A 16585-nucleotide genomic window follows, 5' to 3' on the forward strand; every position below is an offset into this window, starting at 1 on the left:
TCTTAAAGGATTTATTGAGAGCAGAACTGATGCTAAAGCTTGATACTTATATTGTTTGAAGAAAGTACATCTAATGAAAAATGGAGTTGGGTAGATGATAGAGGATTTAATAAGATTTATAGAAGATTTGGCAGCAACAGAGGTTACATCAAATGTGTTTAATCAATACTCCTATGAATATGAAGAAAATGCTATAAGAAGAGACAATTTATTAATTTATTTAAAGGAAATGAGTATTTTAAAACCTAAATTTATATTAGTAGGAGAAGCTCCTGGGTATAGAGGTTGTCGCCTTACTGGGGTGCCCTTTAGTAGTGAATATCTTTTAATTAACAATATGGAGGGAATGAATCTATTTGGAGAGGATAAAGGTTATAAACTGCCTATAGAGAGTGACAAACTTCTTAAGGAACCAACAGCAACAATAGTATGGCAGACTTTTATAAAGTATGATGTGAAAGTTTTAGGATGGAATGCTTTTCCCTTTCATCCTCATAAAGAAGGCAATAGAGAGAGCAATAGAACACCATTAAAAAAAGAGCTTCTAATAGGAGAAAAGCCTCTTATAGAGATAATTAGATTATTTAATATTGAAAAGGTCATTGCTATGGGAAACAAGGCAGAGGAAAGTCTTAATAAGTTAGGCATCAGTTGTCATAAGGTAAGGCATCCTGCTCAAGGTGGGAAAAATGATTTTGTTCAGGGGATCAAATCAATAATAGACAGGACTTAATTGTTAATTCGATTTGATGCTTATGCAAATGAGGGAAAAATGATAATCAGTGTTTTTTAAGGAAGATAGTTTGATTTCGGAGTGTTTTACACCAAGATAGATATCTCAACGTAAAAATCAATTAATAGGTTTGGTGTTGGTAAAAAGCAACCTTAATATATTATTACATCAAAAAATACAAAAATACGCTTGATTTTGACAAAATTTGCTATTAGAATTGTAATATAACTGAATTATATAAAATTAAGTTAATAATATTATAATTTTAATTAAACTTAGTATTTGCTGAAATCTAGGTTACAATAGACTTCAGTTTTTTAGGGAGAGAGGGAGTAACAATTTATGAAAAAACAATTTATATTAGTAACATTGTGTGTAGCTATGGTATTATCTTTATCAGGATGTAGCAAGAGTGTAAAACATGAAGCTAAGAGTGAGGCTAAAACTACTGTTGAGACTAAGAAAGATGATTCAAACTCTAAAACTTCAACTAATAGCGCTAGCAGTGATAGTAGCACTAGTACTAGCAGTTCTTCAAGTTCTAGTACCGCTAGTAATGGAGGAATTACTGTAATAAATGAGGGTGAGGATGCTGAATTAAAATATGAAAAGGGAAAATATAAAGAAATAGATGAAGCCTTTTCTATAGCTAAAGACTATTATTTAAACGGAATTAATGCTGTGAGTAGCAAAGTGGTATCAAATGAATATGATGACTCAAAAGATGATGCTGATAAGTGGTCAGCTGTTCCTTTAACGGATAAAGAAAAAAAGAATTTAGATTTGAACTATCAATCCTTTAAGAATCAAGTTCCAGATAAAGTGCAAGAGATTAGCCTTGATAGCTATAGCTGGGAAAAGGTTGCGGGAGGAAATCCAAAGTATATAGTAGATATTACTTTACGTTTAGTAATAAAAACTGACAAGGGTGATTCGTATTCCACAAGCTGTTATGTTACTGCTATAAATAAGAATGGGGATATTAAAATAAATATAAAGTAACTAAAAATGGACTATTTTAATCTGAAGGTATTATTTTTAGAATGAACTAATACTTTTAGATGGTACAATAAAACATAATGAAATAAGGCTCTTCTAAGATGCCGTGTTAAAAGGCCTAGACTATGCTTAAAGATATCTTTAAGTATAAGCTAGGCTTTTGTTGTGAGCTAGAACAAAACTATATTATTACAAAATTCTTAAGAAATAAAAAAATTCCCCAAATCACTTGAATACTGCATATATAATGCTTAAAAGGTAAATTAAATTAAAAAAATTTTTGGAGGGGTATTATGAAGTATTCAATCATGGGGTTTAATCAAGAGAAGCTTATGGAGTTTGGTTTAGACATCAAGGACGCGGCGATACTTAGATACTTTGTTGATTTTATGGAATCTTTTAAGATGAGAAATCAGGTTATCGATAAAGAGATATATTATTGGGTTAAGTATGAAGGAATTATTAAACAATATCCTATTCTAAATCTTAGCAATGCAGATAGTGTATATAGAAGGTTTAAAAAACTGGTTAAGCTAAATATTTTGAAGCATAAGACTGTTGTAGCCAATGGGAAGTATTCATATTACACCTTAGGTGATAACTATATAGAATTAATATTTGAGTACAATATGCATAATTTTAGTAGAAAGAAGGACAAATTCAATGATGTATTCAGCCAGTGTGAGGAACAGGAACTTAATCCGTTAGATGAGGTTAATGATTATGAAGAATTAATTCAGCAGGAAGATGATTACGGATATTATGATGAGTATGATGACCAAAGACTTAAAGAAAAGGCTGCATTTTATAACGCACATGTTGTAGAGGAAGATGAGATAGTAGATTATCCTGAAGGTTCATCCTTGAGTGATGAAGATTTAACAGAATATGAACAAGTGGTAGAAGATATTAATGAATTGCATAAAGTAGAGGAGTTTGGAAAAGAAACTTGCTCCAGCTCAACAGAACATGGTAATAAAAAAGAATATCTCATGACACAGAATATAGAGCCCTTAGCTGAAACTGCAAAGAGATATAAAGAGTTATATGGCTTTGATTTTTTTAATGTAAAAGAAAATAAAAGAGTTTTAGATATGGAAATAGACGCTAAAAAGAATCAAGAGTCAGAGGACTGTGAAGACTGTTATGATGAACACCTATTAAGGCAGCAGGAGATATTGAATTATTTTAAACCCATAGGAGATTTAAAAGCTCTAGAAGAGCGTGATAAAGATTTTGATTTAAGCATATTTAAGAGAAATAATACAAAAAAGAAGCACAAGGATTTTGAAAGCATAGGCAGCATACTTGATAGATGTATGGAGGACATCAACAGATTAAGGCATAATACGGATGAAACTCAGCTTGATGACGGACGAATATCCTTAAGGCATCAGGATGAATATCCCATTGATACCGGATGGAGAGTAGGAACAAATAATTCTTCTATTAATAATTCTTTTATTAAAAATAATTAATAAAAAAATAATAATAAATATAGTGGTAATTATATATACAGTAATAAGCATAAAAATATATTTAATGACGTATAAGATTTATTCATAGACGTATTAGAATAAAAACCCTATAGTAAGCTAAGTGAGTTAAATAAAAGTAATATAATAAAAATAAATAACACAGAACTAAGTTTATGGATGAATTTACTTAAAATATGCTTAGATAGAGTATATTTTAGGTGTATAACCATTTAATACTTAGATGAGAGTATTAAATAAAATGCTTTTTAAGAAGGCTATGTCAAAGTATTGTATTGAAATTAAGTATATGCTTAAAAAAATATAGTCTATGAATCTAGTTTATGCAATGGTTAGTTTTAATGAGTGTTTTTTTTAAAATTCTTTTTAATAAAACTTTATAAAGTATTGATGTAAAGGTTGTAAAAGTATATATTTTTTATAGGGTAATATAATATTAAATTAATCTATTTAGAGGTGATGAGAAGATGCTGGGAGAGGTTGAAATAAGCCAAATAAAAAAAGCACTAAGAGCAAGTATAAATAACAATGAGTTAGCTGGAGCCAACTTGTTGGTTTTAAAGAATGGTAAAGAAGTTTTTTATCATGAAGATGGAATGGCTGATAAAGAGCAGGAGATAGCTATAAGAAGAGATTCTATCTTTAGGTTATATTCCATGTCAAAGCCTGTGACAGCTGCTGCTGTAATGATACTTTTAGAACGTGGTGAAATCGATTTGTACGAGCCTGTAAGCAAGTATCTAAAAGGTTTCAAAAATCAAAGGGTAGAGATTGAAGGAAAACTAGTTCCAGTGGAAAGAGAAGTTATGATAAAAGATCTACTTTCTATGACCTCAGGGTTAGTATATGGGGGAGAACATAGAGCTGGAAGGAACACAGAGGCTCTGCTTGAAGAGATAGGAAAAAGACTGTTAGGTGAAGAACCAATGGGAACTGTAGAAGCTATGAATAAGCTTGGAGAGTGTACTCTTGCTTATCAACCTGGGACAAGCTGGGATTATGGAACTTCTGCGGATGTACTTGGTGCAATAGTTGAAGTTGTTAGTGGAAAAAGCTTTGGAGGGTTCTTGAGTGAAGAAATATTTCAACCACTAGGTATGAAAGACACTGGATTCTGGGTGCCAGAAGAAAAAAGAGCTAGACTTGTAAAAACATATGCAGATAATAATGGTGAATTAGTATTATATACAGAAAATCACTTAGGTATAATTAATAGCATGGATAGAGAACCGGCCTTCGAATCCGGTGGAGCAGGGTTAGTTTCAACCATAGATGACTATGCAAGGTTTGCTACAATGCTTATAAATAAGGGAAGCTTAGATGGTGTTCAAATCTTAAGACCAAGAACAGTTGAATATCTAACTTCGGCCAATCTAAACACCTGGCAGCAAAATAATTTCAATAATTGGATAACCCTTTCAGGCCATAGCTATGGCAATCTGATGCGTGTGATGATTGACTGCAGCAAAGCTGGAGATCTAGGCTTTCTTGGGGAATACGGCTGGGACGGATGGCTTGGAGCATATTTTAATAACTGTCCTAATGAAAAGTTAACCTTTTTATTCATGATGCAAAAAACTGATTCGGGAACCACTAGCATTACCAGAAAATTACGCAATATTGTTTTTAGTGCCATATAAAGAGTTCCTATAAATGCGCCACTTTATAATAAGATTTAGATTCTCAAGTTTTTCTATCAGAAAATAGAGGAGTGTTGAAAATACATTGTGGATCGAGGTGGTACATCTTTATATCGAAACTTAATTTATACTTATTGGAAAATCGCAGATTATTGGAATTAGATGATCCTGGCTTATGGGGGGGCATATATAAGCTAATAGTTAGGTTAGGCGTTCTATAGGCAAAATTAAAGATGCACCACCACGGTTTTCAAACCATCTTCTTAGAGTCAAAGGGGGAGGTTGATTCTATGAAGCTTGAGGTGATACATCCTTAAACAAATGTAGATTTGCATTTACTCGTTAAGCTAACATAATTTTAAGAGTAAAGCACAGTATATATAATCAAATTAGGATATAGTGCTGAAGGCTTAGACTGTAGCTTTCAGCATTAATATCCTTTGGATATTTCTGTAACTTAGTATATTGTTTAACTTAATAACAATTCGTCATAGCTGCACATATTTTGATATAAAGCTTCTCTTCTTAATACTAGATATAATTCAGCATCTGTAGCATTTTCATAAGGCATTACAAAGAATGTACCAATACCGAAAGCTAATGCACCTAATATATACCATCCAATGAAGGATAAATCTAATATAAACATATCAAACTTATGGCCTCTAGTCATTTCATTACTTAACTCAATAGCTCTTCTAACACCGATATTCGGGTTATCTGCTAGAATATATGGGACCATGCTGTAAGCGTAGCTTTTGATGATACCAGGTATTATCAATAAAAGGGTCCATAGGAATATAAGAATGTTTTTAAATAACATAGTGGTTACTATTGACATATGATTTTGTTGATCAAAACCAAAGCTAAAGCAATTACGTCTATCTTTATATTGAGCTGCTTGAACAAAGTATCTTCGTCCGCCAACTTCTAGTGCATATCCTACAAAAATACGTAATGCAAGTACTACAACAAAGGCTATAAAAAAGAATGATATATGTCTCCATTGTATAAAAGGCCAGTTGGTAAAAGGAAAGTTTATAAAGCCATGACTATTGTAATGATTGTAATAAAAATTATGGCTATAACTATTGTTATGAGAACCGTTGCTGCTCCAGCGGTGTGTACCTCCTACAAGTGCTAATACTAAGCTGACACCAAAGGCACCTAAATATATCTTACTTAAAACCTCTTTAGCTCTGTCTTTTAATTCTTTTCTAGACCACATGATATCCTCCGATAAATTTATTAATTATATTTTAATTATGGGGTAAATTATATTTATTTAAGTAATAACTATAAATATATTATAGGTTATATAATAACTTATAGCAAAGCCGATAAATGCAAAGATACTCATACTTATTGGTTAAGTTTATGTATGAATAGGATAACATTTGATGTTTACTCGAATTTTCTTTGTTTTTCTCACGATTACTCAAGAAGAATAACTTGTTAATGAATATCTTTATAAATATTTATATCCTATGAGTAGAGTGAGTTTTTGCTGATTAAAAATACACATATTGTAAAAAAATACAACATAGGGTAAAATTATGTTTTAAGTATATATGTTTTTAGTATTTAAAGGGGGAAGTAATATGAAAGATTCAAAATTAAAGCAAATACTTAATATAGTATTTAGATATCCCATAACACTTATACTTACAATAGTTGCATATGTATTTATCTTTATTTTAAGTCTAGATAGTATCGTTTTATGCTACAATGCAAAACTTACAGATCATAGTATGAGAGATGCTGTTGTATACTATGTTACAAGGGAATTGAGTATAACAATGACTATTAGTGTAATTGTTAGTTTGTACATTTTTATACGATTTTTTAAGAAAAGTCTTCAACATCATGTTAAGGTTATACTTGCAATAGGTTGTTTTATGGATATCGTTGGAGTATTAACATCAATGAGAGTTACAACTTTAATAGAAAATCAATTATTGTTTCTTTTGACGACTAGTATGATTGCATATGTTGGTATAGCTAGTGGGTTGTATTCAAATATAAAGATTTTTCAAAAAGCATTAATAGAGAAGAGTAGTGGAAGTGACCTAGGTTAAAGTTTTATACTTTTATAGTTACAACCTTTCTAGATAGTCATAATCATATATAAACATAAGCAAAAATTCGCTGAAAAAAACAATTTCAGCGAATTTTTAGTTATTAACTTCTTATTAAATAATCAAAGGCACCTAGGGCGGCAGTTGCGCCAGATCCCATGGAGATAATTATTTGCTTGTATGGAGTGTTAGTACAGTCTCCTGCTGCAAATACTCCAGGTACATTGGTAGCACCACGGCTATCAACGATGATTTCACCTATGCGGTTACGTTCTACTGCTTCTCCAAGCCAATCAGTATTTGGTACAAGACCTATTTGAACAAATACACCTTGTAGCTCAATATGTTTAACTTCTTCAGTATCACGATCCATATAAGAGATACCATTAACCTTGTCAGTACCTGTGATTTCTTTTGTTTGAACATTCTTAAGAACAGTTACGTTGCTTAAGCTGTAAAGTCGTTCTTGAAGTACGGCATCAGCCTTTAATTCTGGCATAAATTCAAGAACAGTTACATGATCTACAATTCCAGCAAGATCAATAGCCGCTTCTATACCGGAGTTACCTCCACCAATAACAGCCACATGCTTTCCTTTAAATAAAGGACCATCGCAGTGAGGACAGTAAGCTACACCTTTATTCTTGAATTCTGCTTCACCAGGAACATTAACGTTTCTCCAGCGAGCACCTGTTGAAAGAATTACAGCCTTGCTTTTTAATATAGCGCCATTTTCAAGTTCAACTTCTATAAGCTCCTTCTTCTCTAAGCGTTTTGCTCTTTGAAGGGTCATGATATCAACATTATAGTTTTTAACATGTTCTTCAAGGCTTGCTGCAAGTTTAGGTCCTTCAGTATATTTCATGCTTATGAAGTTTTCTATGCCCAAAGTATCCATCACCTGACCACCAAAACGTTCTACGATAATGCCTGTACGTATACCCTTACGGGCAGCATATATTGCTGCACTTGATCCTGCAGGACCTCCACCCACTACTAGAACATCATATGGTTCTTTATCTGCAAACTCTGATGCATCTGGAGCACTTCCAAGCTTTGCAAGGATTTCTTCTACAGTCATACGGCCACTGCCAAAGAATTCTCCATTTAAAAATACTGATGGTACTGCCATTATGTCTTTGCTTTCAACCTCATCTTTGAAAGCACCGCCATCTATCATGGTATGAGTAACATTAGGGTTAAGAATACTCATCAAGTTAAGTGACTGAACAACCTCTGGACAGTTGTGACAGGTTAAACTGATGTAAGATTCAAAACTATATTGTCCCTTAATGTTTTTAATTTTTTCTATTGTTTGTTCATCAACCTTTGGAGCTCTGCCACTTACTTGTAGTAGGGCTAACACCAGTGAAGTAAATTCATGACCTAGAGGGATACCGGCAAAAGTTACTCCAGTGTCTTCTCCAATTCTGTTAATGCTGAAGCTAGGAGTTCTTGATAATTCTGCTCTCTCAACTTTAATCTTTGGTGACATGGAGGCTAGTTCATCAACTAGCGCAACCATATCTTTAGATACATCATCAGATCCTGCACTGACCTTTATAAGGACATTACCCTCCATCAATTCAAGATATTGGGCTAATTGTCCTTTTATATCTGCATCAAGCATGATATGCTTCTCCTTAGATCTTTCCTACAAGATCAAGACTTGGCTTAAGTGTTTCAGCGCCTTCTTTCCATTTAGCAGGACAAACTTCACCAGGATTATTTCTAACGTATTGAGCAGCTTTTATCTTATTAACAAGTATGCTTGCGTCACGACCTATACCGCCAGCATTTATTTCAACAGCTTGAATTATTCCGTCTGGATCTATTATGAAAGTACCACGATCTGCAAGACCGTCAGCTTCGATTAATACATCAAAGTTACGAGATAAAGTATGTGAAGGGTCACCGATCATTGTGTAAGTGATCTTCTTTATAGCTTCTGAGCTATCATGCCATGCCTTGTGAGTATAGTGTGTATCAGTTGAAACTGAGTATACTTCAACTCCAAGTGATTGTAATGTTGCATAGTTATCTTGTAAATCTTCTAATTCAGTTGGACATACGAAAGTGAAGTCTGCTGGGTAGAAGCATACTACACTCCACTTACCTTTGAAATCTGCCTCAGTTAAATCTAAAAATTGACCTTGTCTGAAAGCTGATGCTTTAAATGGTTTTACCTCTGTTCCGATTAGTGACATAATAAAATACCTCCTAAAATTTACTTTTATAAATTAATTTTTTTATACATACGTTTTGTAATTGATACAAAGTAATAATGATTATTACTTAATACCAATTATAAAACTAAACTAATATTTGTCAATATAGTTTTCCAAAATTTTTTTATTTTTATTTTTCAACGTTCTATCACATTCTTAGAGTTCCTAACTGAACTATTAATTTATGCATGCTTTATGATCCACAGAAGCTGGAATGATCTAATCTCGGAAACCCACAAGTCTTCACCAAGTATAAATTAAGTTTCCATATAAGAACTCTTTAAATATATTTTGTGAAAGACTTTTCTTAGAAATACCATGAATATAAAACCTAATATAAGAAGTATTGGCTATAATATCATTTGGAGGGTAGTTTGAAGATTATCCATGTAATTCTAGTTACTCGCTCATATAGCATCTCCTTCATAACCAATTAATTTCAACAATATTATTAAACATAGGCCGATTTTTGTTTTGTAAGTAAAGCGATACTAAAGATGGATGCATCACTTCAAATTCAAATATACCTTCAGAGCTCCTTTAGCTTCTGAGAGGAGACTTTGTAAAATATAAATCTTAATATGAAGTTGTCTAAAATGAGGAAAATAATGAAGATAAGAATATGTAGCCGTCTGCTAGAGCTTCTTACCATATGCTTAAGAAAAAGTAACTTCACAATAATTATCTAAAGAAATTCACTTCAACTAAATTTTTACCACATGACATAAAAATATTATTCTTATATAATAATAAGGTACTAAAAATTTTAGAGGGAAGGTAAGTTACCATGAAAAAGATAAATGAAATTTTTAGTGACTATAATGCACGTGGCAATATAACTAATGCACTTGTAGAATCTGTTGTGTTAAGCAAAAAGAGTAAGAAGCTTGAGCTTAAAATAAGTTCAGATAAATATATTGATATAAAAGAATTTGATGGCCTTAATAGATTTATAAAACAAAGATTTGCCTTAAATGATTCTATAATATCTGTAAACTATGCTGACGGAACAGATAAGAAACCTATAGAAGAAGAAATCAAGAATATTTTAGTTTCAATGTCTGATAAGCATCCTGTTCTAAAAACAGTTGCTAATAATAGTGAATATACAATTGAAAACAATACGATAAACTTTCACTTAAAGGTTGCAGTATCAGGTTTTTTAAAGTCCATGAATTATGAAAAACAGCTTCGAGAAAACATAAAAACTCTTTACGGTACTTCCTACAATATAAAATTTATTGATGCTATAAGCAGTGAAGACTTGGCCCTTCAACAAGAGAGTCGTGAGCAGGAGATGATGGCTGCTTTAAAGAAAATCAAAACTGATGTAGATTCTAACACTCCTAAGCCAACGAAGGAAGCTCCATTAAAGAAAGAAGAGCAGAAGGATGACTCAGATGGTAAGAAGGGAGATCCATTCTTAATACTTGGAAGAAGCTCTAAGATTAAGGAAAATGTAATAAAGATTACTGATATTACACCAGATGAAGGAAGGATAGCAATTGAAGGGGAAATATCAAATATCGAAGCTAAGGAACTGAGAAGTGGAAAGACTTTAGTTTCTTTTGATATATATGATGGATCAACTTCCATGACCTGTAAGTCTTTCTTAAAGCCTGGAGAATATGAAGAGGTTTTATCTAGACTTAAAAAGGCTAAGGGAGTAAGACTAGTTGGTTCTGCTAGTTATAGTAAGTTCTCTGGAGAAGTTGAAATGATAGCTAATATTATCATAGAAACTCTAGGAATTAGGAGAGCTGTGAGACAAGATAATGCAGAAGTTAAGAGGGTTGAGCTTCATATGCATACTCAGATGAGCCAAATGGATGCTATGAATAGTGCTACTGATTTGATTAAGAGAGCTATGAGCTGGGGCATGAAGGCTATTGCTTTAACAGATCATGGAGTAGTGCAGGCATTTCCAGAAGCTCATAAGCTTTTAGGAAGAAATAATCCTGATATGAAGGTTCTATACGGGGTAGAGGCTTACTTGGCTCCAGATAAGAAACCATCTGTAACCAATCCTAAGGGACAGAGTATAGATACAACTTACTGCGTTCTTGACTTAGAGACAACAGGATTTTCAGCAGTAACTGAAAGAATCACTGAAATAGGTGTTATGAAGTATCAAGATGGTAAGGTTGTTGACGAATTCAGCTGTTTTGTAAATCCTGAAAAACCAATCCCTGCAAAGGTTGTTGAGGTTACTAACATAACAGATGATATGGTAAAAGATGCAGAAACTATAGATCAAGTATTCCCTAAGCTTTTGGAATTCATAAAGGGAAGTGTTTTAGTTGCTCATAATGCATCCTTTGATGTAGGGTTTCTAAAGCAAAATGCTAAAGTATTAGGTTATGACTTTGACTTTACTTACGTAGATACCTTAACCTTGGCGCAGGAAGTATTCCCAGAGTTTAAGACCTATAAGCTAGGAAGAATTGCTAAGAACCTAGGTATAAAGGTTGAAGTGGCTCACAGAGCTTTAGATGACGTTGATACTACTGTTAAGGTTTTTGAGGTAATGCTTGAAAAGCTAAAGGAAAAAGGAGTAAAGACTCTTGAGGACATAGATTTATTTGGTATTGATGAGGAGTCTAAAAAGGAAGGTTATAAGAAGCTTAAAACCTTCCATGCAATAATATTTGCGAAAGATTATGTAGGCTTAAAGAACCTATATAGGCTTGTGTCTTACTCTAACTTAGATTATTTCCATAAGAAGCCTCGTATATTAAAGAGCATGTACAAGAAATACTCAGAGGGGCTTATGATAGGAAGTGCCTGCAGTGAAGGAGAATTGTATCAGTCAATACTTCTAGGTAAATCTGATGAAGAAATTGAAGCTATTGCAGAAGATTATGATTATCTTGAAATTCAACCTTTAGGAAATAATGATTACTTAGTTAGAACAGAGCAGGTGCCTAATAGAGACTATTTAAAAGAGATAAATAAGAAGATAATACAGCTAGGAGAAAAGCTTAATAAGCTTGTGGTTGCTACTGGTGACGTTCATTTTATGGATCCAGAAGATGAAATATATAGACGTATATTAGAGGCAGGACAGGGCTTTAAGGATGCAGACAATCAAGCTCCTTTATACCTAAGAACCACAGAAGAAATGCTTAAGGAATTTGAGTACTTAGGAAAGCAAAAAGCTTATGAGGTGGTTGTTACTAATACTAATAAGATTGCAGATATGTGTGAGCAGATAAGCCCAATATCACCAGATAAGGCGACACCACACATAGATGGCTGTGAGCAGACCATTAAAGATATAACCTATGGAAAGGCTCATGAGCTTTATGGAGATCCGCTGCCTCAATTGGTTCAAGATAGATTGGAAAGAGAACTGGATTCCATAATAAAAAATGGATTCTCAGTTATGTATATAATAGCTCAAAAGCTAGTATGGAAATCTAATGAGGATGGTTACTTAGTTGGTTCCAGAGGCTCTGTTGGTTCTTCAGTAGTTGCTTATATGACAGGTATAACGGAGGTAAATGCTCTTCCTCCTCATTATAGATGTCCTAATTGCAAGTTCTCTGACTTTACAGACTATGGATTTAAAAATGGCTTCGACTTACCAGATAAGAATTGCCCTGAGTGTGGAGCACCTTTAGCTAAGGATGGTATAGATATACCTTTTGAAACCTTCCTAGGATTTAACGGAGATAAGGAACCAGATATAGACTTAAACTTCTCCGGAGAGTATCAGGCAAAAGCACATAGATATACTGAGGTTATCTTTGGAAAGGGCACTACCTTTAAGGCTGGAACCATAGGTACTATAGCAGAAAAAACGGCCTTTGGTTATGTAAAGAAGTATTATGAAGAAAAGAATATGACCGTAAGTAAGGCTGAAATAATGAGGATATCAAAAGGATGTACTGGAATTAAGAGAACTTCAGGACAGCATCCCGGTGGAATAATAGTTGTGCCTAAGGGAAGAGAAATCTTTGAGTTTTGCCCAGTTCAGCATCCAGCTGATGATCCAAATTCTGATATTATAACTACACATTTTGACTATCACTCAATTGACCAGAATCTATTGAAGCTTGATATACTTGGGCACGATGATCCTACGGTTATAAGAATGCTTCAAGATATAACAGGGGTAGATCCTAAGACTATACCGATGGATGAGAAGAAGACAATGTCCATATTTTCATCTACTGAAGCTTTAGGGGTTACACCAGAACAGATAAACTCTAAGGTTGGAACCTTTGGAATACCTGAGTTTGGTACTAAATTCGTTAGAGGAATGCTTCTAGATACTATGCCAAAGGCATTCACAGACCTAATATGTATATCAGGACTTTCCCACGGTACTGACGTTTGGCTGGGCAATGCTAAGGACTTGATTGACCAAGGAATAGTTACACTAAGTGAAGCTGTATGTACGAGAGATGATATCATGATTTATCTTATCAAAAAAGGCTTGCCACCAAATACAGCCTTTAAGATAATGGAAACTGTCCGTAAGGGTAAGGCACTAAAGGATCCAAAGTGGCCAGAATACGAAGAACTTATGAGGCAATGTGAGGTACCAGAATGGTACATAGATTCCTGTAGAAAAATAAAATACATGTTCCCTAAAGCCCATGCGGCAGCATATGTTATGATGGCCTTTAGAATAGCTTGGTTTAAGGTTCACATACCAAAGGCGTACTATGCAGCCTTCTTTACCATAAGAGCAAAGGCCTTTGATGCAGAGTATATGATCTTTGGAAAAGAAAAGGTTAAGCAAAGAATGAAGGAAATAGAGGCTATGGGTATGATGGCTCCGCCTAAGGATAAAGATATGTATGATGACTTGGAACTTGTCCTAGAGATGTATGAAAGAGGAATTAGGTTCCTTCCGATAGATTTATATAAGTCTCATGCTACTCAATTCCTGGTAGAAGAAGAGGGGTTAAGACCACCTATAAACAGTATATCAGGTATGGGCAATGTGGCAGCAGAAGGTATATACAGTGCTATACAGGAAGCAATAAAAGAAGATAGCCCTATTAACTCTATTGAAGATTTAAAGAAACGTGCCAAGATAGGAAATTCAGCTATAGATTCTCTAAGAAAGTTTGGCTGTCTAAACGGTCTTCCTGAAAAGGATCAGCTGAGTTTCTTTGATTTGATATCTTAGAAGTAGAGAGGTAAGGTGTTTTTTAGTTTAAGCTTTTTTAATGTCTAATACTAAGATGAAATAATATATTGATTTGGAATTGTTAATACTATATAACTGGAAACCACTAATGTAAGCAGCATTAGTGGTTTTTTCTATATTTAATTAAATCATAAGATGACTGACCACTTAATTTTAAAGATATACCTCAAAAGTTAAGTGAAAAACATGAAAAAATATGTAATTTTATAGAAAAATATATTGGATATTGTTGACAATACATAGTCTATTATATAAAATAGTGGTTATGAATCATCTATTAAGTAAAAAACTATTTTTTATAATAGCGGTTATTTATTAATAGGGGATATGTTATAACTCATATAAAATTTAATTGGTAGTGACGACCTATATGCTTATTTGGGCACTTTGCATATAGTGAGCTAGTAGTGCAACCGACCAAACGTAAAAGTTAGGTCGGTTTTTTTATTATAAAAAATTAATTTAAAGGAAGTGATAAAATGAGCAAAAAAAGATTTTTTAGTTTTGTAGTGGCAATTATTTTTCTACTACAGGTGATTGTACCCGTAAGCAATGTAAAGGCAGCTACTCGAGATATTACAGGAGCTTTTCCGCTTATTACTGATGTTAAAATAACTGATATTAATGGAAAAGAATTAGGTGACAATATCAGTAAAAGTTCAGAAATACATATTAATTACACCTGGTCTATTCCTAATGATCAAACTGTAAATGCAGGGGATTATTACACTATGCAGCTACCGGATGAGATAAAGATAGCAACAGCTATAGACCAGCCAATGATTAGCCCAAAGGACGGAAGTGTAGTTGCCAATATACATGTTGATACCAATGGCAAGACCAAAATTACATTTACTTCTTATCCTAGTGGACACTCAGATGTACTTGGTGGTTTTGCATTAGACTGCCACTTTAACCAAGGGAAGATAGGAAATGCTAATCCCATTAAAATTGATTTTACCGTACCTGGGTTAGGAGTTGTTACTCAAGGCCCTTTCAATTTTCAACAGCCTGATCCAACTATTGTAAAGAGTGGAACTTATAATTCAACAACTGATGAAATTACATGGACAGTGACAGCAAATAAAGAAGGCGTAAGACTTAGTAACGCAGTAGTTGTAGATAATATAAATAATGGACAAGCATTTATAGATGGCTCTGTTAGTATAAATGGCACACCTGCTGTACTGGGAACAAACTACTTCTACGACAACACTAGCAGGAAGTTAACCATAAATATGGGGGAAATAACTACCCAGCAAGTTATAACATTTAAGACAAGCGTACACAATGATCTGGCAACGAAATCTCAAGGAACTTATAATTATACAAATGCTGCCATGTTAAATTATGATTATAGTGGAACTCCAAAAAGTTTAACATCAAACACTGTATCTATTCCTGTCACAGTAAAATATATAAGTAAAGATGGAGCTTACGATGCAGCGAACAAAAGAATTAACTGGACCATAAAAGTAAATGAAAGTGGAAGAACAATTAATAATGCTGTTGTTACAGACGCTATCCCAGTAGGGCTAACCATTGATGCATCAACTATCAAAGTAGATGGAGCTACAGGGACTGATTATACGATTTCTGGTCAAAATTTTAGCTATGATCTTAAAAATATAAGCAGCGTTCATACTATTACATTTTCAACAAATGTTGATTCAACAGTTTATAACTATAATAATTATAAAAATTACAGCAATACTGCCTTTTTATCTGGTGATGGTGTTTTAAGTGGAACATCCTCCAGTAAAGTTGTTGGAGTTCCAACTAATATTATTCAAAAACAAGGTGCAGGCTATAATTCTTCAACAGGTGTTATTACATGGAAGATAATTGTTAATAACAATAAGACTAACGTTGCTGCGGGAGCAAAAGTTACTGACAATATTCCTATAGGACAAGTTTATGTTGCTGGTTCTGGAAATCTTGATGGCGTAGCCTTAGATGACAGTGGATACACTGCTGCAACAAGTGCAGATACAGGAAAAACAGGAACCTTTACCTATACATTTTCTAGTGCTTTTTCTGATACGCATACTATAACTTTTCAGACTAAGGTAACTGATCCTAAGGTTTATCAGGCAAATTACAGTGGTAACTTTAATAATAGTGTTACCCTTACTAGTTCAGATATAAACCAGACAGCCTCAGCAACTCAACCTGTAAGCAGTGAGATAATAAGCAAAACCGGTGCAGGTTATAATTATGCTACTAGGGAAATAACTTAGAATATAA

The 16585-nt window shown here is 33.5% G+C and carries 10 protein-coding genes and 1 riboswitch; of the genes, 7 read left to right on the forward strand and 3 right to left on the reverse strand.

The genetic code is table 11. The features are described 5' to 3' along the window. Window positions 1-94 precede the first annotated feature (94 nt). The 4 genes from C1I91_RS01685 to C1I91_RS01700 all read left to right on the forward strand — a co-directional run bounded on the left by C1I91_RS01685 (window position 95) and on the right by C1I91_RS01700 (window position 4868). Window positions 95-733, forward strand: a complete 639-nt coding sequence (locus C1I91_RS01685) for a uracil-DNA glycosylase (protein WP_205694267.1) — start codon at window positions 95-97, stop codon at window positions 731-733. Between the two features lie 342 nt (window positions 734-1075). Next, window positions 1076-1735, forward strand: a complete 660-nt coding sequence (locus C1I91_RS01690) for a hypothetical protein (RefSeq protein ID WP_128210933.1) — start codon at window positions 1076-1078, stop codon at window positions 1733-1735. Between the two features lie 290 nt (window positions 1736-2025). Then, the gene (locus C1I91_RS01695; RefSeq protein WP_128210934.1) at window positions 2026-3210 is read left to right on the forward strand and encodes a hypothetical protein; all 1185 of its coding nucleotides are present in this window, start codon (window positions 2026-2028) and stop codon (window positions 3208-3210) included. A gap of 485 nt (window positions 3211-3695) precedes the next feature. Further along, window positions 3696-4868, forward strand: coding sequence for a serine hydrolase domain-containing protein (locus tag C1I91_RS01700; protein WP_128210935.1), 1173 nt, complete (start codon window positions 3696-3698; stop codon window positions 4866-4868). Between the two features lie 469 nt (window positions 4869-5337). On the opposite strand, the gene C1I91_RS01705 is transcribed toward C1I91_RS01700, so the two are convergent. Next, window positions 5338-6096: a DUF975 family protein gene (locus C1I91_RS01705; RefSeq protein ID WP_128210936.1), complete on the reverse strand. Its 759-nt coding sequence runs from the start codon at window positions 6094-6096 to the stop codon at window positions 5338-5340. Between the two features lie 373 nt (window positions 6097-6469). Here C1I91_RS01705 and C1I91_RS01710 point away from each other — a divergent pair, with 373 nt between their 5' ends. After that, window positions 6470-6946 carry a hypothetical protein gene (locus C1I91_RS01710; protein WP_128210937.1) on the forward strand — a complete coding sequence of 159 codons (477 nt, stop codon included), beginning with the start codon at window positions 6470-6472 and terminating at the stop codon, window positions 6944-6946. 103 nt (window positions 6947-7049) lie between these two features. Here C1I91_RS01710 and ahpF read toward each other — a convergent pair whose 3' ends face one another. Together ahpF and ahpC are read right to left on the reverse strand one after the other, a co-directional pair. Continuing rightward, window positions 7050-8579 carry an alkyl hydroperoxide reductase subunit F gene (ahpF, locus tag C1I91_RS01715; protein ID WP_128210938.1) on the reverse strand — a complete coding sequence of 510 codons (1530 nt, stop codon included), beginning with the start codon at window positions 8577-8579 and terminating at the stop codon, window positions 7050-7052. Window positions 8580-8589: 10 nt separating this feature from the next. Continuing rightward, on the reverse strand, window positions 8590-9153 hold the full coding sequence (ahpC, locus tag C1I91_RS01720; RefSeq protein WP_128210939.1) for an alkyl hydroperoxide reductase subunit C: 564 nt from the start codon (window positions 9151-9153) through the stop codon (window positions 8590-8592). 808 nt (window positions 9154-9961) lie between these two features. Here ahpC and polC point away from each other — a divergent pair. Together polC and C1I91_RS01730 are read left to right on the forward strand one after the other, a co-directional pair. Next, window positions 9962-14317, forward strand: coding sequence for a DNA polymerase III subunit alpha (gene polC / locus C1I91_RS01725; protein WP_128210940.1), 4356 nt, complete (start codon window positions 9962-9964; stop codon window positions 14315-14317). 366 nt (window positions 14318-14683) lie between these two features. Further along, window positions 14684-14766, forward strand: a riboswitch (cyclic di-GMP riboswitch). Between the two features lie 51 nt (window positions 14767-14817). After that, the gene (locus C1I91_RS01730; RefSeq protein WP_128210941.1) at window positions 14818-16578 is read left to right on the forward strand and encodes a collagen binding domain-containing protein; all 1761 of its coding nucleotides are present in this window, start codon (window positions 14818-14820) and stop codon (window positions 16576-16578) included. Window positions 16579-16585 lie beyond the last annotated feature (7 nt).

Origin of the sequence: Clostridium manihotivorum (genome assembly GCF_004015185.1) — a bacterium.
In the GTDB taxonomy this organism is placed as follows: domain Bacteria; phylum Bacillota; class Clostridia; order Clostridiales; family Clostridiaceae; genus Clostridium_AR; species Clostridium_AR manihotivorum.